Source organism: Stenotrophomonas sp. AB1(2024) (assembly GCF_037482345.1).
In the GTDB taxonomy this organism is placed as follows: domain Bacteria; phylum Pseudomonadota; class Gammaproteobacteria; order Xanthomonadales; family Xanthomonadaceae; genus Stenotrophomonas.
Genome location: NZ_JBBHKO020000002.1, coordinates 16,048 through 39,340, shown reverse-complemented (window position 1 = coordinate 39,340; position 23,293 = coordinate 16,048). Strand labels below are relative to the sequence as shown.

Sequence of the window (23,293 nt, the reverse complement as noted above, 5' to 3'; positions counted from 1 at the left end):
CCGGCGCAATCGCCCCATCACCCGGCGACGCTGGGGGAACCCTGCCGATTTTGTGCATCCCGCCAGGCCTCATGTGGCCGAGAATCGTGCCCTGCACGCAAGGATGCCCGCCCATGCCCGCTACCCTTCAGCTGCTGCATCCCAAGCCGCCCCCGATGACCCTGGTCCTCTATGCCCCGGCCAGCCACCTGGCCGCCCTGCTCGAAGCCCGGCTTCCGGTCGGCATGCGCGTGCACTGGCAGGACAGCGCCGTGCCGCCCGGTTCGCTCGACGTCCATCGTCGCAGCGGCCCATGCCTGGTGCTGCTGGACTATCTGCGCGGTGCCGCGAAGGCTTCCAGCGAATTGGCCCGGCTGCTCCAGCGCAGCCATCCCGACCTGCCATTGGTCGCCGTCGGATCGACGTCCCCGAAGGAAGAAGAAGGGATCCTTGCAGCCGTGCGTGCGGGCCTGCGCGACATCCTCGACCTGGAAGCCAGTACCGCCGAGATCGACACCGTGCTGCGGCGCGCTGCCGCGCTGCCCGCCGATATACCCGGCACGCCAGCGCCGGGCACCGGGAAGGCACGCCTGATCCTGCTCCTGGGCGTGCGCGCCGGGGTCGGCACCAGCACCCTGGCCGCGCACCTCGGGGTCATGGCGCAACAGCTCAGCTCGCAGGGCGCTGCCGACGGCGACGGCGACGCCACCGACACGCTGCTTGTCGACCTCGGCCTGCCGACCGGCGACACCGCGCTGTACCTCAACATGGACAGTCAGTTCCATTACGAGGATGCGTTACGCCACGCCAACCGCATCGATGCCACCCTGGTCCGCACGGTGATGGCCCGGCACCCAGGTGGACTCCGCCTGCTTGGACAGCCGGCGGGTGGCGACGGCGGCACCCTCGCCGATCCTGCGGTGCTGATGCAGCGCCTGCGCGGCTTCTTCGGCACGGTGCTGTGCGACCTGGGCGGCGTTCCGGTACGCCAGATTCCCCGCTCTCTGCTCAACGGCGCCGACGAAATATGGCTGATCGCCGACCCGGCCATCGGCACGTTGGTCTCACTCGACTACCTGTTGAAACACCTGGACGCCATCGGCACCCGCGACGCGCGCCTGCACCTGGTCATCAACCGCCACCACGAGGGCGGCGGGCTCGGCCCGGTCCAGATCGCCGCCCGGTTCGCGCTGCCGTTGCTGGCCACCCTGCCCTGCTGCGAACGCCTGCGTACCAGCGCCAACCACGGGCATCTGCTGTGGCAGGATGCGCCGCGCGCCCCCTATCTGCGCGCCCTGGATCCATTGCTGCGCCGCCTGTTCCCGGCCGCCCTGCTGGCCCGGCCGCGCACCCTGCTGGAAAACATCGCGCTCGTCCTGGATGGCCATCAATGGAAAGGAAAATAGCCCCCGCCCAGGCCCCGGATCCGGATCCGGATCCGGCCACGGAACCACGCCAGCCGTTTGCCCAGTCCGACCACTATCTCAGGGTGCTGGCAGCCGCCCACGAGCACCTGCTCAACCGCATCGAGGACGACCAGATCGACGTCGACGCCTGGTCGCCGGTCACGGTAGCGCGCTACGTGACTTACCAGACCGACCAGTTCGTGCAGGAATGGCGCATCCCGGTCAACGCCGCCGAGATGGAAATCGTCGCTGCCGCGCTGGTCAAGGAGCTGACCGGCTTCGGTCCACTGGATGACCTCCTGCGCGACCCGGCCATCGACGCCATCCTCATCAACGGCTACCGGGATATCCATGTTTCCCAGGACGGGCAGCTGGTGCCCATCAGCCAACGCTTTACCGATGATGATCACCTGCTGCGCATCCTGCGCCGCATCCTGGCCCCACTGGGTCGACGCTTGGACGAAGACAGCCCGATCGCGGATGTGCGCCTGCCCGCGGGCGGCCATCTCAACGCGATCATCCCGCCGCTGGCCCTTGACGGCCCCGTCGTGTCCATCCGCAAGCTCCGCAGGAACCCCTTCACCTGTGACGAACTGCTGCGCATGGGCACCTTCGATCCGGCCGTGCATGCACTGCTGCAGGCGATGGTGCTGGGCCGCTGCAACGTCCTCGTCTGCGGCGGCAGCGAATCGGGGAAGACCTCGCTGCTCAATGCCATGGCCAGCTGCATACCCGCCGACGAGCGCATTGTCACCGTCGAAGAGGTTGCCGAACTCACACTCCGGCACCCGCATGTAGTGCGCCTGGAGAGTCGCGTCGGGGGTGCCGATGGCCAGAGCGCAGTGGGCATCTGCGAGCTGATGCGCAGCAGCCTTGGCATGCGCCCGGATCGGATCCTGGTGGGCGAACTGCGTGGGACCGAAGTGCTGGACATGCTGCAGGCGATGGGAACCGGTCACGATGGCTCCATGGCAACCGTCCGCGCCAACTCCGTCCGCCACTGCCTGCAGCGGCTGGAGATCCAGGCCGGACTGGCGGGTTTCCATGGCAGCGAGGACAACGTGCGCCGGCAGATCGCCGGTGCGGTTGATGTCGTGGTGCATATCCAACGCCTGGGCAGCGGTCGCCGCGTGATTGCGTCGATCAGCGAGATCACCGGCATCAGCGACAACATCATCGATACCCGGGAACTGTTCCGCCACGCACTGCAGGTCGACGCCGACGGCAGCGAGCACGACCACTGGATCGGGACGGATATCCCGCCGCGCTCCTGCAAGCTCGAACCTTTCCGGCGGCAGCTGCGCACCGGGCCGGGCAGCGGTACCTGATACACGGGCCTGCAAGCACGAACGGCGGCCCTGCGGCCGCCGTTCGTGGCATCACGCAACCGCGTGATCAGGCCGCAGCAGCGACCTGCGCGCTCTGGCGCTGCACCAGCGCATTGAAGCGCGCCAGCGAGCTCAGGTGATGGTGGATCGAAGCCAGCCAGCCATTGCGGTGCCAGGCAACGATGATGTCGTCGGGCAGCTTGGCGAACTTCTCCACATCGACCACGTGGAAACCATTCACCGACATCTTCTCGCCGGTGGGCAGGGTCACGTCGATGCTGCGCTCGACCAGCAGGTCCTGCTCCTTCAGCGCGGCGCTGAACTGGCGGGTCTGCTCGTACTCGCGGGTGAAATCGCTGCAGAACTTCATGGCGTTGTCGACCAGCTCGGTGGCCTTGCCATTGACGAACAGCGGCTCGCCTTCATCGTTGACGCCCTGGTTGACCTGCTCCGAGTCGGCATCCAGCGCCAGCAGGAAGTTACCGTCTTCATCGGACTGCATGAACACGAACGGGTAGCGGCGCAGGTAGGCCGGCGCGTAGGTGTCATCGGCCCATTTGCCGTCGGTCACGAACAGGTTGCGGCGGGCCAGGCCCACGGCCACGATCGGCGACGCATCCTGGCCGGTGAACAGGATCGGGAAATGCTGGGCGGCCATGCCGAATTCGCCGATCACGGCCGGAATTGCGTTGGTTTCGGCAGCGAACGCCAGCGAACCTGGGCGCAGGCGCCAGTTGGCGTGCTTGTCCGATTGCAGCGGCAGCGGCTGGCGGTAGAACAGCGGACCGGAAGTCTGGGCCGGAGCGGCCGGCGGAGTAGTCGTTTCAGCAGTCATGAATTTAGTCAGGTACGGCGCGCCAGACAGCCCGGGCGCGAAAGCGGGCACCGCATTGAACAGCCACTATAGCGTGGCTGTTTGACGATTGCCCCTGCCGGCCGGCACCGCAATACCCGGCCTGGTTCGTCCGGTCGTGGCGGGCGCAGCCTGCCTGGCATTGCCGGCCACCGTCGCGCCCGGGCGGTGGTATGGTCGGGGCTGGCAACCGCAGGAGCACCCCATGATCTCCCGTTCACGCAACGTGATTCCGCTGATGACCCTGGCCACCGCCCTGTCCCTGAGCGCCTGCGCCACCGCGCCAGGCCCGGAAATCACCGGCAGCGGCCAGTGCCACGCCGAAAGCCTGGACTGGGCCATCGGCAAGAATGCCGACGAAGCCACCATGCGCAGCGTCTTCAAGCAGAGCGGCGCCGGCCTGATCGTGCCCATCGGCCCCGGCTCCACCATCGCCACCGGCGACCGCCGGCCCGACCGCCTGCGCGTGTTCCTCGACAAGAACAACATCATCACCGCCATTCGCTGCGAGTAAGGCTACCCGCAGCCCAAGGCTCTTGCGCACCACCGCTTTACCGCGTCAAACCAACCAACGAATCCTCACTGATCTCCCGAATACTCCGCGCCCCGGTCAACGTCATCGCCACGCGCATTTCCTGGGCCACCAGATCCAGCAGATTGGCCACCCCAGCCTCTCCCTGCGCCGCCAACGCATAAACGAACGCCCGCCCAAGCAACACCCCGTCCGCGCCCAGCGCCAGCATCCGCACCACGTCCAGCCCGCTGCGGATGCCCGAATCAGCCAGGATCTCCACCTCACCCTTGACCGCACTGGCGATCGCCGGAAGCGCACGTGCCGTGGACAGCACCCCATCCAGCTGGCGGCCACCATGGTTGGACACCACGATGCCATCGGCACCGAAACGGACCGCATCGCGTGCATCCTCTGGATCCAGGATGCCCTTGATGACCATCGGCCCGGTCCAGAATTCGCGGATCCACTCCAGGTCCTTCCAGGAGATGGACGAATCGAAGTTGCTGCCCAGCCAGCCGATGTAATCGCCCAGGCCGGTGGGATTACCGCGATACGTCGAAATGTTGCCCAGGTCGTGCGGCCGCCCACGCAGGCCAACATCCCAGGCCCAGCGCGGGTGCGTGACCGCCTGCAGCATGCGCCGCAGCGAGGCGTTGGGCCCGCTCATCCCCGAATGCGCGTCGCGGTACCTCGCACCGGGCGTGGGCATGTCCACCGTGAACACCAGCGTAGTGACACCGGCGGCCTTGGCCCGCTCCAGTGCATTGTGCATGAAACCGCGATCCTTGAGCACATACAGCTGGAACCACATCGGGCGTTCGATGGCCGGGGCCACCTCCTCGATCGGGCACACAGACACCGTCGACAGCGTGAACGGAATGCCGCGGCTGGCAGCGGCCTTGGCCGCCTGCACTTCGCCGCGGCGTGCATACATGCCGGTCAGCCCCACCGGCCCCAGCGCCACCGGCATCGCTATGCGCTCACCGAGCAGCTCGGCGTCCAGGCTCAGGTCGGCCACGTTGCGCAGGATCCGCTGGCGCAGCGCGATGTCGGCCAGGTCCGCGACATTGCGCCGCAATGTGTGCTCGGCATAGGCACCGCCGTCGATGTAATGGAACAGGAACGGCGGCAGCCGGCGCTGCGCGGCGGCGCGGTAATCTGTGGAAGCGGAAATGATCATGGTCCAACCATGGCCGAGTGTGCACGACCCGCCCATTAGACCAAATATCTACCCCGCGCTCCGCCTTGCGCGCCTGGCCGCAGCCGCGGCCCACAACAATGCTTCCCATCGCTGCAACGCACCCGGGCGCATGCTGGGTGTCGTACTCCTGTCCCCCATCCCAAGGCACCGCACATGAACCAGTCTGCTAACGGTACGCTGTTCACCCCCACCCGGCTCGGCGCCCTCGACGTCGGCAACCGCATCGCGATGGCACCGCTCACCCGCAACCGCGCCATCAACGGCCGCGTTCCCAACCCACTGGCCATTCAGTATTACGCGCAACGCGCCAGCGCCGGCCTGATCATCGCCGAAGCGACCCAGATCAGCCCGCTCGGCCAGGGCTATCTGGACACCCCCGGGATCTACAGCCAGGCCCAGATCGATGCCTGGCGCAAGATCACCGACGCGGTGCACGCGCGCGGCGGTCGCATCGTGCTGCAGCTCTGGCACGTGGGCCGCATCTCGCACACCAGCCTGTTGCCGGAAGGCGAAGTGCCGGTGGCACCCAGTGCATTGCGCGCCAATGGCAAGACGTTCACTGCCAAGGGGTTCGAAGAGGTATCCGAGCCACGCGCATTGCGCCTGGACGAGATTCCCGCACTCGTCCAGGACTTCCGCCAGGCTGCGCGCAACGCCATCACCGCCGGGTTCGACGGTGTGGAAGTGCATGCTGCCAACGGTTACCTGATCGATCAGTTCCTGCGCGACGGCAGCAACCTGCGCACCGACGAGTATGGCGGCAACATCGAAAACCGCACCCGCCTGCTGGACGAAGTGGTACGTGCCATCGCCTCGGAGATTGGTGCCGAGCGCACCGGCGTGCGTCTGTCGCCCGTCACCCCGGCCAACGATGCGCGCGATTCGCAACCGCAGCCGTTGTTCGAGCGCGCGGTCGAGCGCCTGGACGCCATCGACGGGTTGGCCTTCGTGCATGTCATCGAAGGCGCCACCGGTGGCCCGCGCGACAACATTCCGTTCGATTACGCGGCGCTGCGCGCGAAGTTCCGCGGCCCGTGGATCGCCAACAACGGTTACGACAAGGACAACGCCGAGCAGGCAATCGCGTCCGGCTACGCGGACATGATCGCGTTCGGGCGTGCGTTCATCGCCAACCCGGACCTGGTCGAGCGCCTGCGCCTGGGCGTGGTCTTGTCCGAGCTGGATCCGGACACGCTGTATGGCGGCGGGGCCAAGGGATACACCGATTACCCCAGTGTGTCTGGTTAGCCGGTGCCGGGGCGCGGCAAAGCCCGGCTGCACGTTTTTCTCAGTAAACCGGCAATGAAATGAACGACGCGTTCGCCGGTGCATGCCACACCTGCTGGGTTGCCTTCTGGTAGTCGCCCGGCTTGGCCAGGTAGATGTTGGGCACGAAGGTCTGCGGGTTGCGGTCGTACAGTGGGAACAGGCTGGACTGCACCTGCACCATCACCCTGTGGCCCGGCTGGAACACGTGGTTGGCGGTCGGCAGACCGAACTTGTAATCAAGCACCTGGTTCGGCGCGACTGCCTTTGGTTCGCTGAAACTCTCACGGTAACGTCCGCGGAAGATCGCCATCGACACGCCCAGCTCATAGCCGCCCATCTCCGGCGTCGACGGCACCTGGTCGGGGTACACATCGATCAGCTTCACCACCCAGTCGCTGTCGCTGCCGCTGGTGGCCGCCTGCAGGTTCACCTGCGGCGCGCCGCCGATCCGCAGCGGTTCGGTCAGCGGTTCGCTGACGAAGGTCAGCACGTCGGTGCGGCCATCGACAAAGCGCTGGTCCTTGACCAGCCAGCTGGTCCACATGTCGCGGTCGGCGAAACGCACCGGGCGCGGCGCGAACGGCACCGGCTTGGCCGGGTCGGACACATACGCTTCGTATGTCGCCTCGCCCGCCTGCGGTGCCTCGAACGACAGTTTGCCGCCTGCACGCAGGTACAGCGGCCGGGTCTGCGCGGCGGGGCGCGGCCACTGCTGCAGCTTGTCCCAATGGTTCTCGCCGGTGTTGTAGATCAGCACCGGCGGCGTACCGGCCTTGGCCGCGCCGTCCACCAGGTACTGGTCGAAGAACGGCTTGAGCACGTCGCGGCGGAACTGCAGCGCGGTGTCGCCCTCGAACTTCAGCGCGCCCAGGCTGCTGCCGTCATAGTTCACCTGGCTGTGCCGCCACGGGCCCATGACCAGGTAGTTGAGGGTGTTGCTGCTGTCGCGCGGCTCCATCGCCGCATAGCTGTGCACGGCGCCCCACATGTCTTCCTGGTCCCACAGGCCCTGCAGCCACATGGTGGGCACCTTCAACTCCGTTTTGGCCATGCGCGCATCCAGCGCCTGTTCCTGCCAGAAGGCGTCATAGGCCGGGTGTTCGACCAGCTTGTGCCACCACGCCAGCTGCTCCAGGCCATTGGCCTTGGCATAATCGCCGGCCGAACCGGCGCGCAGGAAGGTGGTGTAGTCGTCGTAGCCGGTGCTGGGAATGGACGGGCCCTTGCCGCGCTTGGCCAGCTGGCCGGTGAAGTAGCCGAAGTTGACCTGCCGGAAGGCGCCGTAGTTGAGCCAGTCGTCGCCCATCCAGCCGTCGATCATCGGGCTCTGCGGCGCGGCGACCTTCAGCGCGGGATGCGGGTTGGTCAGCGCCATCACCACGGTGAAGCCCTCATACGAGGAGCCCAGCATGCCGACCTTGCCGTTGCTTTCGGGCACGTGCTTGACCAGCCAGTCGATGGTGTCCCAGGCATCGGTGGCATGGTCGACCTTGGTGGAATTCAGCGGCCCGCGCAGTGGCCGGGTCATCACATAATCGCCTTCGGAGCCGTACTTTCCGCGGATATCCTGGAACACGCGGATATAACCGGCATCGACGAACACTTCATCGCCCTGCGGAAGGATGTCGCGCATATGCGGCGAATCGATGCGCTTGGCGCGGTTGGCGGCATCGTATGGCGTACGGGTCAGCAGCATGGGCGCGTTGCGCGCGCCCTTGGGCACCACGATCACCGTATAAAGCTTCGTCCCATCGCGCATGGGAACCATCACTTCGCGCTTGTCGTAGTCATATCCCGCAGTGGGGGTGACAAACCCCTTGGCCGGAATGTCCGGCGTCATCGGCGCGGTCTGCGCCGACACGCTGGCGGCAATCATCAGGCTCAACAGCACCACAGGCACGACACGAACACGCATGGCTCTCTCCGGGAAGGTGATGGCGACCAACCTCCGCAGCCTAGCGCCGTTCTTCCCTGCCCGATATGTGCCGATGGTTGGCCGCGAACGGCCTCCTGGAGCAAAGCCTTGAAGCCTTGAAGCCTTGAAGCCAAAGCCTTGGTCTGCGGGCGTCCCTGGCTTGGGCCGGCGGGCATGGGGGTACGGGGGGCGCCGTAAACCCATCCATGGGGGCTCTTGCGAAACATCCATGTTTCGCAAAGCCCCCGTACCCCCATACCCGCCGACCCTTTGACAGTGAGCCGGTGGCCAATGAAACAGCGGAAAGTACCGACCGTTGGTCGGCACCGACGCCTAGGGTCGGTTACCAAACGACCGCCAACATTGCCAATCGGCACGGTAACGCATGACCCCAACCGAAGAATGCCGTTGCCGTTGCATTTGATTTCCCGGGGCAACCAGCCAACTGTCAAAGGCTGGCGGGGGTGGGTTTGCGGGACCGTAGAGCGCCATGGATGGCGCGAACGAGCCCCCATGGATGGGTTCACGGCGTGTCCCGCAAACCCACACCCGCCAGCCAAGCCGCAGACACCTACAGCCCAGAGCTTTTCGCGGTAAAGCGTGAGCGTTCTGAACGCCCACGCACCACGCAGGCCTTACTTCACCACACCACCACCCAACACCATCGGCGAAGTCTGCAGCGTCTCATTGGCCGAACGCGAAAGCTGCAGCTCGTAACGGCCTTCCGCAATCTTCCACTGCTTGTCGCCCGTATCGAAACTGGCCATTGCCTTCGGTTCGGCCTCGATGCGGATCCGGCGCGACTCACCCGGCTGCAGCATCACCTTCTGGAACCCGATCAGGCGGATCGGCGTGGTGCTGCCTTCCGGCATCTTCAGGTACAGCTGCGCCACGTCCGCGCCGGCCACCTTGCCCGTGTTGCGGACGTCCACCGTCGCCACCAGGCGCTGGCCCATCGCCGTGTAGGTCAGGTTGTCGTACTGGAAGCTCGTGTACGACAGACCGTGGCCGAACGCGAACTGCGGTGTCAGCCCCTTTGCCGCGAACCACTTGTAGCCCACGTTGGCGCCTTCGATGTTGTAATCGATGGTGTCGTCCGGCTTCTGCTTCGGGCTGAAGCCCAGCCCGTTCACGTGCGGGCGCGGCAGCTGCGACGCATCCACCGGCCAGGTCACCGGCAGCCGGCCGGACGGATTGACCTTGCCCGTCAGCAGCGCCGCAATCGCCTCACCGCCACGAATGCCCGGGTACCACGCCTGCAGCACCGCCGGCACCTGCTGCAGCCAGGGCAGCTCGACCGGGCCGTTGGTTTCCAGCACCACCACCGTCTTCGGGTTGGCCTTGGCCACCCCGGCAATCAGTTTGTCCTGGTTGTCCGGCAGTTGCATGTGCGGCAGGTCGACCGATTCGGCCGACCACTGGGTCGCGAACACGATCGCCACGTCGGCTGCGGCGGCAGCGCGCGCGGCAGCGGCCACGTCACGGCCGTCCACGTACTCGATGGTCGCGTCCGGGCGCTCGGCGCGCAGCGCCTCCAGCGGCGAGGACGGGTGGAAGATCACCGGGCCCGGCCACGTGGTCGGCAGCACGCCCGGCACCGCATTGGTGCCCTTGGCCGTCCAGCCCACCATCGACGAACCACCGCCCCCGATCACGCCCTTGTCGGCATGCCCACCGATGATCACGATGCGCTGCACGTCCTTGCCAAGCGGCAGCACATCGCCGGCATTGCGCAGCAGCACGCTGCCCTCTTCCACCGTGCGCTGCGCGGCGGCGAAGCCGGCTTCATCATCGATCGGCACATGCTGCGGCGGCAAATCGAAATTGCCGTGCGCGAACATCGTGCGCAGGATGCGCGCGACCATGTCATCCAGGCGCGCCTGCGGCACCGTGCCGCCGGCCACCGCCAGCCGCAGCGGCTGATCGAAGTACACCGCCTTGTCGAACACCTCGCCCGCCGACTGCTGGTCCAGCCCGGCCAGCGCCGCCTTGGAGCCGCTGTGCACGCCGCCCCAGTCGGACATCACGAAACCGGGGAACTTCCATTCCTGCTTGAGCACCTGGTTCATCAGGTAATCGTGCTCGCAGCCGTAGATGCCGTTGATGCGGTTGTACGAACACATCACCGAACCGGGCTTGCCGGCGTCCAGCGCGATTTCGAACGCCAGCAGGTCCGATTCGCGCATCGCCTGTTCGCCGATTTCAGCGCTGTGGAAGTTGCGCGAGGTTTCCATGTCGTTGAGCGCGAAATGCTTCATCGTCGAGATCACGTGCTGGCTCTGCACGCCCCGGATCGACTCGCCGACCAGGCGGCCGGCCAGCAGCGGGTCTTCACCGGCATATTCGAAGTTGCGGCCGTTGCGCGGGTCGCGCTGCAGGTTGACGCTGCCTGCCAGCAGGATGTTGAAGCGCTGCTGCCAGGCCTCGCGACCCATCGTGGCGCCGCCGGTGAACGCGATCTGCGGGTTCCAGCTCGAGGCGGTGGACGGGCCCGACGGCATCGCCGTGGCATGGTCGCCCTTGCGGATCCCGCCCGGATTGGTCACGCCCACACCGGCATCGGCCGACTGCTGGGCCGGGATGCCCAGGCGCGGCACGCCCGGCACGAAACCGGCCGAACCGACCGCGCCTTCCGGCAGCGGCCCGCCATCCTTGCCCAGCCCGAAGTAGCTGTGCAGCATCTGGAACTTCTCGTCCACGGTCATCCGCGCCACCAACAGTCTGGCGCGCGCATCCGCGCTCAGGCTGGTGTCCATCCACGGCGTGTCGCCGCCGACCGGTGCGCTGTAGCCCAGGGTCAACAACTGGCCGGCAACGGCCGCATCGTCGGTGAGGCGCAGCTTCACCGCTTTGCTGCTGGCCGAGTCGAAGCCCAGGCGGTAGCCGGTGCCATCTGCAGCCTTGGCAAACCCGGCTGCTATCGCAGTGGCGTCATCGGTGTTCAGCAACACGGCGGGGGCACCCAGGCGCGAATTGTCCACCAGTGCCTTCAGTCGAGTGCCATCGGCATCGGTGGCCCCGGTGTACAGCGCCACCACGTGGCGACCGTCAGTGAGGCGCAGGTAATTCAGGCCCGGCGCTTCCACGCCCGATTCTGCCTCCACCGGCAGGCGCGATAGCACGATACTGCCCCGCTGTTCGGCGGCGGCCGGATCGGCGCTGACGAAGCGATAGGTGTAGCCGAGATCGTCGGCCATGGCCGCCAGCGGGTCCGGGGCCTGCGCGCTTTCCATGGTGTCGGCCGGACGGATCGCATTGCCGATGGTCAGCGCATCCACGTCCAGCGCTTTCAGCTGTTCCGCCACCGTCTTGGCGTCCAGGTACGTCGGTGCCTGGTCCAGGCGCAGCACGGTGAAGGCATCGCTGGCGACGACGGGCGCGGCCAAGGCGGAGGCAGACAGCGACAGGGCGATGGCGACCGTCAGGACCAAGGGCTTTGTAATCGTTTTCATAAGCGGGCGAAACACCTTTGCTGACGCAGAAAATCCAGGGAGTCTTGCCGCAGAAGGGTGCAGCGCGCCGTCATGGCGGGATCCCGGCATGCATTGCGGCCGGCATCGGTCTACACGGGCACGCCAGCCACGATCAGGCCCCTCCGCCTGTCGCCACACAGCCATCGCATCCGCCGGGTGCCGTCACCAACACCCATCCGGCCAAGAGTCGTTCACCCTGTTCATCCGTGTCAACAGCGTGTTCAGGTTCGGGGCACATCCGAAGCCGTCCGTCCGGCGTTCATGGCCCCGGAACGAAGAGCAGCCGGCCAACGGCCGGGGCTACCCATTTAGGGAGTCGCCGACATGGCGGGTAAATTCATTAGCAATTTTGCTAATAATACGTAGCATGTCGGTCTCAACCCTTGACACCCGCACTGCCCATCCTCGCCCCCCATGCCCCGGTTTTCCGCCCTTTTCACCCTGTTCCAGCCTGACCGGGAGGTGCGTTGATGGGCGCGGTCGTGGCCCTGGAGCAGCTGCTGGAAAGCCGCCAGGTCTGGCGCGGACAACCGCGTGTGGCGGTTCCGGAAGCCGCTGCCCATCCGACCGGACACCCGGCGCTGGACAGCCGCCTGCCCGGCGGCGGCTGGCCGCCGGCAGCCTTGTCCGAAGTGCTGCTGGCCGCGCCCGGCCAGGGCGAACTGGCGCTGGTCTGGCCGACCCTGGCCCGGCTCAGCCAACTGCAGCAGACCGTGGTACTGGTCGCCCCGCCGTACCTGCCGCATGCTCCGGCCTGGGCCGGCGCCGGGCTGGCCCTGGGCCAGCTGCAGGTGGTCCACGCCAACCCGCGCGAAGCGCTTTGGGCCACCGAACAATGCCTGCGCTCGGCCGCCTGTGCGGCGGTACTGTGCTGGCCAGGGCATGCCGACGACCGTGCCCTGCGCCGGCTGCAGGTCGCCGCTGAAACCGGCCAGTGCCTGGGCTTTGCCTTCCGCGACAGCCGCCTGGCCCGCAACCCCTCCCCCGCCCCGTTGCGCCTGCAGCTCGATGCCGGCCAGGTGCGGGTGCTCAAATGCCGCGGCGGCATGGCACCGGCGCAGCCGTTGCCGCTGGCCCTGGCTCATTGAGGCGCCGCCATGCAGTGGGCCTGCCTGTTGCTGCCTCAACTGGCGCTGGACGCGGCCCTGCGCCAGCAGCCCGATCCGCGCGCACCGCTGGTGCTGGTCACCGGCCCGGCCCAGCGCCGCGTGCTGCATGCGGTCAGCCCGGCGGCGCGCCAGCTGGGCCTGCGCCGCGGCATGCTGCTGTCGGCCGCGCAGGTGCTCACCCGCGACATGCTCACGGTGGACTACGACCCGCGCGCCGAACAGGACACCCGCCAGCTGCTGGCCAGCTGGCTGTACGGCATCAGCTCGCAGGTGAGCTTGGCCTTCCCGCATGCGCTGGCACTGGAAATCGGCGCCAGCCGCGCGTTGTTCGGCGACTGGCCGGCGATTGAACAGCGCCTGCGCGAGGGCCTGGAGGAACTGGGCTTCCGGCATCGTCTGGTGGCCGCACCGAATCCGCACGCGGCCTGGGTGCTGACCCGCGTGCACGCCCGGCTGGGGGTGGATGCACACGCACTGGAGCCTGCACTGGCGCAGATCCCGATCGACCGCAGCGGCCTGCCCGCCGAGGCCGTCACGGTACTGGCCCGCTCCGGTCTGCGCACGCTGGGCGAGGCCTTCGCACTGCCCCGCGAGAGCCTGGCCCGGCGGTTCCCGGCCCAGGTACTGGCCCACCTGGATGCGCTGTGCGGTATCGGCAGCGCGCCGCTGCAGTACTTCCGCCCCCCGGACCGGTTCGATGCGCGGATCGAGTTCGAGTACGAAATCGACTCGACCCAGGCATTGCTGTTCCCGTTGCGCCGCCTCACCGCCGACCTGGCCGCGTTCCTGTGTTCGCGCGATGGCGGCGCGCAGCAGTTCGACCTGTGGTTCGAACATGAGCGGCACCCCGACACCCGGCTGACCGTGGGCCTGCTCGCACCCGAGCGCGACGCGGCGATGCTGTTCGAACTGGCGCGCAACCGCGTCGACCACCTGCGCCTGCCCGCCGGCAGCCGCGGGCTGCGCCTGCAGGCCGAACACCTGCCGCCGTTCGTGCCGGCCGCACGCGACCTGTTCGACCCGCGCCCGCAACAGGCCATGCCGTGGGAACAGCTGCGCGAACGCCTGCGTGCACGCCTGGGCGACGAGGCCGTGCAGGGCGTGGGGCTGCGCGCCGAACACCGGCCCGAACGCGCCAACGGCACGGCCGTCCAGACCATCAAAGGCCCGCCGCCGGTGTTGCCGTTGCGCCCGGGCTGGCTGCTGGCCACCCCGCAGCCACTGTACGACCCGGACCTGCGCATCCTGTCGGGGCCGGAGCGGATCGAATCGGGCTGGTGGGACGAAGGCGATGTGCGCCGCGATTACTACGTGGTGGAAACCGGCCAGGGCCAGCGCGGCTGGGCCTATACCGCTGCCGGTGCGCGGCACGGGCCGTTCATGCTGCATGGCTGGTTCGCATGAGCACCGCCCTGCCCGGTTACGCCGAACTGCATTGCCTGTCGGCCTTCAGTTTCCAGCGCGGTGCTTCCATCGCCGAAGAACTGTTCGCGCGTGCAAAGGAACAGGGTTACCAGGCCCTGGCGATCACCGACGAATGTTCGCTGGCCGGCATCGTGCGCGCCTGGCAGGCGGCGAAGAAACATGAGCTCGCCTTGATCACCGGCGCGGAATTCCAGATCGAAGACGGTCCCAAGGTGGTGCTGCTGTGCACCGACCTGGCCGCCTATGCCGGGCTGTGCCAGTTGATCACCACCTGCCGCCGGCGTGCGCCCAAGGGCCAATACCGTTGCCTGCGCGAGGATTTCGACGCCCTGCCCGACAGTCTGCTGTGCCTGTGGCCGGCGCGTGCGCCCAGTGCGGAGGATGCGGCCTGGCTGCATGCGCGCTTCGCGCACCGGCTGTGGCTGGCAGTGGAACTGCACCGCGAGGCCGACGACGTGGCCCGGCTCGAAGCACTGCTGGAATTCGGCTACGCCCACGACCTGCCGCTGGTGGCCGGCGGCGATGTACACATGCACGTGCGCCGCCGCCGTGCGCTGCAGGACACGCTCACCGCAATCCGCCAGCACTGCACCATCGCCGATGCCGGCTGGCACCTGTTTCCCAATGGCGAACGCCACCTGCGCACCCGCCAGGCCCTGGCCGCGCTGTACCCGCCCGAGCTGCTGGAAGAAACCCTGCGCGTGGCCGCGCGCTGCCGCTTCGACCTGGCGCAGCTGCAGTACACCTACCCGCGCGAGCTGGTGCCCGACGGCCACGACCCGGCCAGCTGGCTGCGCACGCTGGTGGAAGACGGCATGCGCTGGCGCTGGCCGGACGGTGCCAGCGCCGCGCAGCGCCGGCAGATCGAACACGAACTGGGCCTGATCCACCTCAAGCAGTACGAATCGTACTTCCTGACCGTGCACGACATCGTGCACTTCGCGCGCAGCCAGAAGATCCTGTGCCAGGGCCGTGGATCGGCGGCCAATTCGTCGGTGTGTTTCGTGCTGGGTGTGACCGAGATCGACCCCAGCCACATGGAGCTGCTGTTCGAGCGTTTCATCTCCGCCGAGCGCGACGAACCACCGGACATCGACATCGATTTCGAACACGAACGCCGCGAGGAAGTGCTGCAGTACGTGTTCAACCGCTACGGCCGCGAACGCGCCGCGCTCACCGCCGTGGCGATCAGCTACCGCGGCCGCAGCGCGGTGCGCGATGTCGCCCGCGTGCTCGGCCTGCCACCGGACCAGGTCAACGAACTGGCCGCCTGCCTGGACCGCTGGAGCAGCCACGAGCCGCTGCCCGAGGCGCTGCGCGAGCGCGGCTTCGACCCGGACACGCCGTTGATGCGGCGGGTGGTGGCGCTGACCGCCGAACTGGTGGATTTCCCCCGCCACCTGTCCCAGCACCCGGGCGGTTTCGTGATTTCCGAATACCCGCTGTCCACCCTGGTCCCGGTCGAGAACGCAGCCATGGCCGACCGCACCGTGATCCAGTGGGACAAGGACGACCTGGATGCCACCGGGCTGATGAAGGTCGACTGCCTGGCGCTGGGCATGCTCACCGCCGTGCGCAAATGCCTGGCCATGCTGCACGCGCACGGTGCCCCGGCGATGGGCATGGCCGACATCCCGGCCGGCGACACCGCCACCTACGACATGATCTGCCGCGCCGATACGCTGGGCGTGTTCCAGATCGAATCGCGCGCGCAGATGGCCATGCTGCCGCGCATGCAGCCTCGCTGTTTCTACGACCTGGTGATCGAAGTGGCGATCGTGCGGCCCGGGCCGATCCAGGGCGACATGGTCCATCCCTACCTCAATCGCCGCAAGCGGCTCAAGGAAGAAAGCATCGAAGAAATCGACTACCCACCGAAACTGGAAAAGGTGTTCAAACGCACCCTGGGCGTTCCGTTGTTCCAGGAACAGGTGATGCAACTGGCGGTGGCCGCCGCCGGTTTCACGCCCGGCGAAGCCGATGCGCTGCGCCGCTCGATGGCCGCCTGGAAGCGCCACGGCGGGCTGGAACCGCACCGCGACAAGCTGCTGGCCGGGATGGAAAAGAACCACTACAGCCGCGAGTACGGCGAGCGCCTGTTCGAGCAGATCAAGGGCTTTGGCAGCTATGGCTTCCCGGAAAGCCATGCCGCCAGCTTCGCACTGATCACCTACGTGAGCTGCTGGCTGAAGTGCCACCACCCGTCCGCGTTCGCTGCCAGCCTGATCAACAGCCAGCCGCTGGGCTTCTACACCCCCGACCAGATCCTGCAGGACGCGCGCCGGCATGGCGTGCCGGTACTGCCGGTGGACGTGCGCCACAGCGACTGGAACTGCACGCTGGTGCCGGCCGCACAGCCCGATGCCCTGCCCGGCATCCGGCTCGGCCTGCGCATGATTGACGGCTTCATCGAGGGCGTGGCCGAAGCGGTGATGCAGGCGCGCGCCCGGCATGCCTTCGACAGCGTGGCCGACCTGAGCCAGCGCGCACGGCTGGACCGCCGCCACCAGGGGCTGCTGGCCGACGCTGGCGCGCTCAAGGGGCTGAGCGGGCACCGCCACCGCGCGCGCTGGGATGTATCCGGCGTGGAAAAGCCGCTGCCGCTGTTCGAGACCGTCCGCGCCACCGCCGATGCGGACGTGGCGTTGCCGCCGCCAAGCGCGTTCGAGGACATGCAGGCCGATTACAACAGCACCGGCACCACGCTGGGCCAGCATATGGTGTCGTTCATCCGCGCCGAGCTGCGCGCACGCCGCTGCCAGCGCTCGGACGAACTGGCGCAGCTGCCGCATGGGCGCAGCGTGCGCTTCGCCGGGCTGGTGCGCATGCGCCAACGCCCGCAGACCGCCAGCGGGGTGACCTTCCTCACCCTGGAAGACGAAAGCGGCATGGTCAACGCGGTGGTCTGGCGCAGGACCGCCGACCGCCAGCACCGGGTGCTGGTGGAGGCACAGCTGATGCAGATCGATGGCCGGCTGGAGCGGGTGGATGGCGTGCAGCACCTGATCGTGCAGCGCATGCACAACCTCGACGCGCTGATCGATGGGGTGCGCACCCACAGCCGCGACTTCCATTGACCGTTTCGCGCCCCCCGTAGAGCGGGGCTCTGCCCCGCTGCTCTGCCCCGCTGCTCTGCCCCGCTGCTCTGCCCCGCTGCCCCATGTGATCCACATCACGCCGACGATAGATACAGACTTTTCCGACTGGTGCAGCCAATACGCCTTCGGCTATCGTCGCTGCCATCCAAGGATCCGGAGCCGGCCATGTCGCGCGCACTCACCCTCACCACACTGGCGGTTTCCAGCCTTGCCCTGCTGGTCTCGGGCTACACCGCCGTACGGCTGCACCAGAGCGGGTCGGCCGAGCGCGTGATCACCGCGCGCGGGCTGGTCATCCAGGATGGCAGCGGCCAGGCCCGGGTGATCCTCGGCGCGCCCCTGCCCGACCCGCTCAGCAAGGGTGTCTCGCAGGGCCCGCGCGCCTCGCCGCTGTCGGGCGTGGTGCTGCTCGGGGCCGACGGTTCCGAACGCGGCAGTTACGGCACCGCCGATGTCGGCGACGAGGCCTCGTTCACGCTGGACGATGCCAAGGGCACCACCGAAGTGTTCAAGATCACCGCCAACCCCGATCGCGGCGCCACCCTGGTGATCAAGCACCAGAACAGCACCGGCGCCATGCTCACCTCGTGGCAGGGCAAGCCGGAGCTGATTTTCCTCAACGATAACGGGCAGTCGCATTACATTCGTCCGGGGGCGGCTGCGGCGCCGTGAGAATTGGGATCTATCGATCCGGTAGCGCCGGCCGTTGGCCGGCTGCTTTTCGATCCGGGGTCATGAACGCCTGATGGGCGGCTTCGGTGGGCGTAAACGTCGGATCGTTGGCCGCAATCGTTGCGGGACCGGTTTCGGACGCTTGTGCCGCGCTGCGCGCGGTGTCCGGCCAACGGCCGGGGCTACGAATTCATACGTACCCATTGGGATCGGTATCAATCAACCATGGGCTTCGGCTATACCGGTAGCGCCGGCCGTTGGCCGGCCCAAGCGGGCTGCGATGGGCACGAAATGTTACGGACCCCATTTCGTCTGCCCGTGCGAAAATGCCTACTACGCCTGTTCCAGAACACACCATGTCCATCCCCGCCCCTGCCTGGCCGCAGGCCAATACCGTTGACGACTTCCGCCACAACCTGGACGCGGTGCATGCGCGCATTGCGGCCGCCTGCGCGCGTGCCGGGCGCGATCCGGGCAGCGTGCGCCTGCTGCCGGTGAGCAAGACCGTGGACGAAGCGCGCCTGCGCCTGGCGGTGGCCGCCGGCTGCGATACGCTGGGTGAGAACAAGGTGCAGGAAGCCAAAGGCAAGGCCGAAGCAATGGCCGACCTGGGCATCCGCTGGTCGGTGATCGGCCATCTGCAGACCAACAAGGCCCGTGATGTGGCCCGCTTTGCCAGCGAATTCCAGGCGCTGGACAGCCTGCGCGTGGCCCAGGCGCTGGACCAGCGACTGGCACAGGAAGGCCGCACGCTGGATGTGTTCGTACAGGTCAACACCTCGGGCGAAGCCAGCAAGTACGGTCTGGACCCGATCGAGGTCGCCGACTTCATGCAGCAGTTGCCCGCGTTCACCCAGCTGCGCGTGCGCGGGCTGATGACCCTGGCAGTGTTCTCTGCCGATCCCGAACAGGTACGCCCGTGTTTCGTGCGCCTGCGCGAGCTGCGCGACCGCCTGCGTCCGACCCTGCCGGCTGGCGTCAGCCTGGACGAACTGTCGATGGGCATGTCCGGCGATTTCGACATCGCCATCGAAGAAGGCGCCACCGTGGTGCGCGTTGGCCAGGCGATTTTTGGGGCGCGGGCCACTCCGGACAGTCATTATTGGCCGACGCCCGTCGCCTGATCCTGGTCCGCGCAGCCACGCAGGGCGTGGCTCTACGCCGCATCAACCACGGCACACCGCACGCCGTTACGCCGCATCAACCACATGCACCGCCCCGCCGTAGCGCCACGCCCTGCGTGGCTGCGATGCCCCCTCAGCGCGCCTGATCAACCACTCTCTGCATATGCCGCGCATGCTCCGCCGCCTGCGCCAGCAACCACTCCCGGAATGCCAGAAATCCCCGGTGCGTGGACGATCGTGGCGGATACACCAGCCAATGCGACCAGCGCGTCTTCAATCGATGCGGCGACAACGCGATCAACTGCCCTGAATCCAGCAACAGCCGCGCCCGCGTCACCCGTCCCAGCGCCACCCCGAAGCCATCCAACGCGGCACGGTGATGCGATTCGGAGTCATTGAGCATGGCCACATAGCGCGAAGGTGCGACCTCCCCGACCGCCGCGAACCAGCGCTGCCATTCGCCATCCGGATCGCCCAGCAGCGGCCACTGCGACAGCGGCAGCGCGCCTGCCCCGCCCATGCGCTCGACCAGTGAAGGACTGGCCATCGGCACCAGCCATTCGTCGAACAGCGGCTCCACATGCAACCCGCTCCACTGCCCGGCCCCCACCCGCAACGCGGCGTCGCACTGCAGCTGCCGCTCGAAATCGATGAGCCGTTCGCTGGATTCCAGGTTGAATTCTATTTCCGGATGGCAGGCCACGAACGAGCCCAGGCGAGGTACCAGCCAGTTGGACGCCATCGACGGCAACGCGCTCACCGACAGCACCCGGTCGTGGCGCGCTCCGAAGGGCTGCAGCGCCTGCGCGATCGCATCCAGGTGTGGACCGACCTGCTCCAGCAACCGCTGGCCTTCCGGCGTAACCCGAACCCCGCGCGGTTGCCGCTGCAGCAGCGCATAGCCCAGGCGCTCTTCGAGCTGCCGCATCTGGTGGCTGAGCGCACTGACGGTCAGGTTCAACGAATCCGCCGCCCGGGTCAGGTTGCCCAGGCGTGCGGCGGTGACGAAATTCTGCAACGGCTGAAGGGGGATGCGGGACATTGCGACTTGATTCCATTTCAAGTGAGACTTGCGAAATGATCGCTTTTGCAGCCACCATCCTGCCCCTATCGTGAGCTCCTCTCAAGTGGAGGACGCACATGAACATCTACAGCGGATTGTTGTTCCTGCACGGGCACATTGCCGATACGGGGCTCGCCCGGCAGTTGGCGGCCACCCCCGCCGCTCCGCAGGAGCCGGCGTTGGGCAGCCCACGCGCCAGTGTCGCCGCACGGACCGCACCCACCCGGCCGTCGCCCACCCCGATCCCCGGTACCTGCAGCCGCTGAACAGCACGATCGCCGGACCCGCGCAAAAGAAAACGGCAGGCCGTTGCACCGGCCTGCCGTTGTCCTGTCACTGCATGCGGTGGGGTCAGAAGCGGAACTCGCCGCCCACGCTGATGGTGTCCACGTCCACGTCCACGCCGCTGAAATCGCCCTGGCGGCGGTCGTAGTTCAGGCTCAGGCCCCAACGGCGGTTGAAGTCGTAACCGACGTTCACGCCGTAGTACGGCTTGGTCGAGCTTTCGTCATCGACCACGTCGAAGGTGTCTTCGCGCACCTGCGCGGTCAGGCGCGCGATGCCGGCGCGGGCGCCGATGAAGAAACCGGTGTTGTCGACGCCGAAGTTCTTCTTGGCCACCAGGCCCACGCCGATCGAGACCAGGTCCAGCTCCTGGTCGTAGCCCAGGTCCTTGTTGTACAGCGAACCGATATGGCCTTCGACACCGATGTTCGGGGTGAACCAGTACCCGCCGCCGACTGCGCCGGAAGTGTCCGACTCGCTGCCACGAAAACCGTCGTAGCGCACTTCGGTATCGCTGCTGCCCAGTTCCGCGCGGACAAACGCGTGGCCGGCCATGGCATCGGTCGACAGGGTGGCCAGCGCAATGGCGGCGGCCAGGGTCACGTACTTCTTCATTCAGATCCTTCCAAAAGATGGTTTGCCCGTCTGGGCGGCGCCACTTTGCCTCCTGTTCATGTTTGTGTCAATTCCGTTAAACGAGCGCTCAGGCCGCCGCCTCGGGGAGTCTGGCAATCACCTTGAATTCCACGTCGAATCCACTCAACCAGGTGACTCCGACTGCAGTCAGGGTCGGGTGCGGCGCCTGCCCCCAGTACTCGGGCACGATTGCCCACACCCGCTCCAGGATGCGGTCCGGGTCGATCATGAAGACCGTCACGTCGACCACGTCGTCAAACGTGCACCCGGCCGCCGCCAGCACCGCGTTGAGGTTGTCGAAGAGCTTGTGCACCTGCGCTTCCAGCCCCGGTTCGGGCGAACCGTCCTCACGGCTGCCGACCTGGCCGGAGACAAACAGGAAGCCATTGGAACGAACCGCCGGCGAATAACGGTAGCGGGCATACAGGTCCTGCCGACCGGAAGGGAACACGACCTCGCGACTTGCCATTGCTGACTCCAAAGGGGTATTCGCCCCGGGTGATGGGAGGTCTCCACGGTAGGTGCAGCGGCGCTGGCGATAAACGACCCACCTTGACCATCACTGTTTGTAGAATCCAAACAATTGCCCGCAGGAGTGCCGATGGACCGTTTCGATGCCATGCAGGCCTTTGCCCGGGTCGTGGAGACCGGCAGCTTCACCAAAGCCGCACAGACCCTGCACATGAGCCGCACCACCGTGACCCAGCTGGTGCAGCAGTTGGAAGCGCGGCTGCGCGTGCGCCTGCTCAACCGCACCACCCGCCAGGTCAATGTCACTGCCGATGGCGCGGCGTACTACGAGCACGTGGCCCGGCTGCTGGGCGACCTGGACGATGCCGAGACCAGCCTGTCCAGCTTCGCCGCCAGCCCGCGCGGCCGGCTGCGGGTGGATGTGCCCGCGCCGCTGGCGCGGTTCCTGCTGGTTCCGGCCCTGCCTGGCTTCCATGCGCGTTACCCGGACATCCAGCTCGACCTCGGCGTCAGCGACCGCAACGTGGACCTGATCGATGAGAACGTGGACTGCGTGATCCGCGGCGGCGTACTCACCGATCCATCGCTGGTGGCGCGGAAAATCGGTGACCTGCAGGCGGCATTGTTTGCCGCGCCGGCATACCTGGACAGTGTCGGCGTGCCAGATCATCCCGGCGCACTGGAAGCCGAACCGCATCGCATCGTCGGCTACCGCGGCTCACGCAGGGCCGGGGTCATGCCCTACGTCCTGCAGCGCGGCAACGAGACGCTCACCGTACAGGGCCGACATGTACTTGCGGTGGACGATGGCAACGCCTACCTCGCCGCCGGCGTCGCCGGCCTGGGTGTGTTGTGGCTGCCGGAGTATGTAGCCGCCACACATGCGCAGCGCGGCGAGCTGCAGCGCGTGCTCACCGACTGGACGGTACCCGCCATGCCACTGCACATTGCGTTCCGGCCCAACCGCCATGTCAGCGCCAAGCTGCGGGTCTTCATCGACTGGGTCGCGGACCTCGTGGCCGCTCACCTGCCCATCGCCACCCCGCCGTAGAGCCACGCCCTGCGTGGCTGAACCGGCAAGCATCGCGCACAGCCACGCAGGGCGTGGCTCTACCTGACGACCAGAGTATCGCCCCTGCAGATGTCCACGTCGCGATAGAACGCCTGGCTCCCGTTGCGGAACTGCAGGTGCAGGTCGAAGCGGCAGCCGGCATTGCCCAGGCGCACCGTGGTGCTGCCACCACCGCCCGCGACGGGGTCGATCTGGCGCGACTCGAAGGCCTCGGTACCGGCCGCGGCCACCTGCAGTGCGGTGATGCTGTTGTCGCTGCGGTTGAGCAGCAACAGGTAGCGCGGCACGTCACCCGCCTGGGCAGTCAGGGCGGCGAGCAACAGGGCGGTCACAACAGCGCGACGACAGAACATGGCGGCAGGCTCCAGCGGGAATGAGACTGCATCACGCGCCCGCACTA

General features: G+C 67.2%; 19 protein-coding genes. 11 read left to right on the top strand and 8 right to left on the bottom strand.

Translation table 11 applies throughout. The features are described from left to right. Positions 1-113: 113 nt before the first annotated feature. Positions 114-1,385 carry an AAA family ATPase gene (locus tag WIX41_RS16755; RefSeq protein ID WP_339449579.1) on the top strand — a complete coding sequence of 424 codons (1,272 nt, stop codon included), beginning with the start codon at positions 114-116 and terminating at the stop codon, positions 1,383-1,385. Further along, positions 1,370-2,713: a CpaF family protein gene (locus WIX41_RS16750; protein ID WP_339449577.1), complete on the top strand. Its 1,344-nt coding sequence runs from the start codon at positions 1,370-1,372 to the stop codon at positions 2,711-2,713. Before WIX41_RS16755 ends, WIX41_RS16750 begins: the two co-directional genes overlap by 16 nt. A 67-nt stretch (positions 2,714-2,780) precedes the next feature. Here WIX41_RS16750 and WIX41_RS16745 read toward each other — a convergent pair whose 3' ends face one another. Next, positions 2,781-3,548 (bottom strand): SapC family protein, encoded by a 768-nt coding sequence (locus tag WIX41_RS16745; protein WP_339449575.1) that lies wholly within the window; start codon positions 3,546-3,548, stop codon positions 2,781-2,783. A 223-nt stretch (positions 3,549-3,771) separates the two neighbouring features. Between WIX41_RS16745 and WIX41_RS16740 the strand changes: the two genes are divergently transcribed. Beyond that, on the top strand, positions 3,772-4,080 hold the full coding sequence (locus WIX41_RS16740) for a hypothetical protein (RefSeq protein ID WP_339449573.1): 309 nt from the start codon (positions 3,772-3,774) through the stop codon (positions 4,078-4,080). 37 nt (positions 4,081-4,117) lie between these two features. On the opposite strand, the gene lldD is transcribed toward WIX41_RS16740, so the two are convergent. Continuing rightward, positions 4,118-5,260: an FMN-dependent L-lactate dehydrogenase LldD gene (gene lldD, locus WIX41_RS16735; protein ID WP_339449571.1), complete on the bottom strand. Its 1,143-nt coding sequence runs from the start codon at positions 5,258-5,260 to the stop codon at positions 4,118-4,120. Between the two features lie 174 nt (positions 5,261-5,434). Here lldD and WIX41_RS16730 point away from each other — a divergent pair, with 174 nt between their 5' ends. After that, complete coding sequence (locus WIX41_RS16730) at positions 5,435-6,529, top strand: alkene reductase (protein WP_339449570.1); 1,095 nt, start codon at positions 5,435-5,437, stop codon at positions 6,527-6,529. A 40-nt stretch (positions 6,530-6,569) separates the two neighbouring features. On the opposite strand, the gene WIX41_RS16725 is transcribed toward WIX41_RS16730, so the two are convergent. Both WIX41_RS16725 and WIX41_RS16720 read right to left on the bottom strand, forming a co-directional pair. Beyond that, positions 6,570-8,465, bottom strand: coding sequence for a CocE/NonD family hydrolase (locus WIX41_RS16725; protein WP_339449569.1), 1,896 nt, complete (start codon positions 8,463-8,465; stop codon positions 6,570-6,572). Between the two features lie 635 nt (positions 8,466-9,100). After that, positions 9,101-11,917, bottom strand: coding sequence for a beta-glucosidase family protein (locus WIX41_RS16720; protein WP_339449568.1), 2,817 nt, complete (start codon positions 11,915-11,917; stop codon positions 9,101-9,103). A gap of 491 nt (positions 11,918-12,408) precedes the next feature. Here WIX41_RS16720 and imuA point away from each other — a divergent pair, with 491 nt between their 5' ends. The 5 genes from imuA to WIX41_RS16695 all read left to right on the top strand — a co-directional run bounded on the left by imuA (position 12,409) and on the right by WIX41_RS16695 (position 19,366). After that, the gene (gene imuA, locus WIX41_RS16715; RefSeq protein ID WP_339449567.1) at positions 12,409-13,026 is read left to right on the top strand and encodes a translesion DNA synthesis-associated protein ImuA; all 618 of its coding nucleotides are present in this window, start codon (positions 12,409-12,411) and stop codon (positions 13,024-13,026) included. Positions 13,027-13,035: 9 nt separating this feature from the next. Continuing rightward, positions 13,036-14,451 carry a Y-family DNA polymerase gene (locus tag WIX41_RS16710; RefSeq protein ID WP_339449566.1) on the top strand — a complete coding sequence of 472 codons (1,416 nt, stop codon included), beginning with the start codon at positions 13,036-13,038 and terminating at the stop codon, positions 14,449-14,451. Continuing rightward, positions 14,448-17,549, top strand: a complete 3,102-nt coding sequence (locus WIX41_RS16705; RefSeq protein ID WP_339449565.1) for an error-prone DNA polymerase — start codon at positions 14,448-14,450, stop codon at positions 17,547-17,549. The genes WIX41_RS16710 and WIX41_RS16705 overlap by 4 nt, the downstream gene beginning before the upstream one ends. 186 nt (positions 17,550-17,735) lie before the next feature. Then, positions 17,736-18,242 carry a hypothetical protein gene (locus tag WIX41_RS16700; protein WP_339449564.1) on the top strand — a complete coding sequence of 169 codons (507 nt, stop codon included), beginning with the start codon at positions 17,736-17,738 and terminating at the stop codon, positions 18,240-18,242. A gap of 356 nt (positions 18,243-18,598) precedes the next feature. Then, positions 18,599-19,366, top strand: coding sequence for a YggS family pyridoxal phosphate-dependent enzyme (locus tag WIX41_RS16695; RefSeq protein WP_339449563.1), 768 nt, complete (start codon positions 18,599-18,601; stop codon positions 19,364-19,366). Between the two features lie 133 nt (positions 19,367-19,499). On the opposite strand, the gene WIX41_RS16690 is transcribed toward WIX41_RS16695, so the two are convergent. Continuing rightward, positions 19,500-20,408, bottom strand: coding sequence for a LysR substrate-binding domain-containing protein (locus WIX41_RS16690; protein WP_339449562.1), 909 nt, complete (start codon positions 20,406-20,408; stop codon positions 19,500-19,502). 98 nt (positions 20,409-20,506) lie between these two features. Here WIX41_RS16690 and WIX41_RS16685 point away from each other — a divergent pair, with 98 nt between their 5' ends. Next, on the top strand, positions 20,507-20,695 hold the full coding sequence (locus tag WIX41_RS16685) for a hypothetical protein (RefSeq protein WP_339449561.1): 189 nt from the start codon (positions 20,507-20,509) through the stop codon (positions 20,693-20,695). Positions 20,696-20,780: 85 nt separating this feature from the next. Here the strand turns inward: WIX41_RS16685 and WIX41_RS16680 are convergent, their stop codons facing one another. Both WIX41_RS16680 and WIX41_RS16675 read right to left on the bottom strand, forming a co-directional pair. Continuing rightward, positions 20,781-21,329, bottom strand: a complete 549-nt coding sequence (locus WIX41_RS16680; protein WP_339449560.1) for an outer membrane beta-barrel protein — start codon at positions 21,327-21,329, stop codon at positions 20,781-20,783. Between the two features lie 88 nt (positions 21,330-21,417). Next, complete coding sequence (locus tag WIX41_RS16675; RefSeq protein WP_339449559.1) at positions 21,418-21,819, bottom strand: RidA family protein; 402 nt, start codon at positions 21,817-21,819, stop codon at positions 21,418-21,420. 114 nt (positions 21,820-21,933) lie between these two features. Between WIX41_RS16675 and WIX41_RS16670 the strand changes: the two genes are divergently transcribed. After that, positions 21,934-22,872, top strand: a complete 939-nt coding sequence (locus WIX41_RS16670; protein ID WP_409187521.1) for a LysR substrate-binding domain-containing protein — start codon at positions 21,934-21,936, stop codon at positions 22,870-22,872. 59 nt (positions 22,873-22,931) lie between these two features. Here the strand turns inward: WIX41_RS16670 and WIX41_RS16665 are convergent, their stop codons facing one another. Beyond that, the gene (locus WIX41_RS16665; protein WP_339449555.1) at positions 22,932-23,246 is read right to left on the bottom strand and encodes a hypothetical protein; all 315 of its coding nucleotides are present in this window, start codon (positions 23,244-23,246) and stop codon (positions 22,932-22,934) included. Positions 23,247-23,293: the final 47 nt, after the last annotated feature.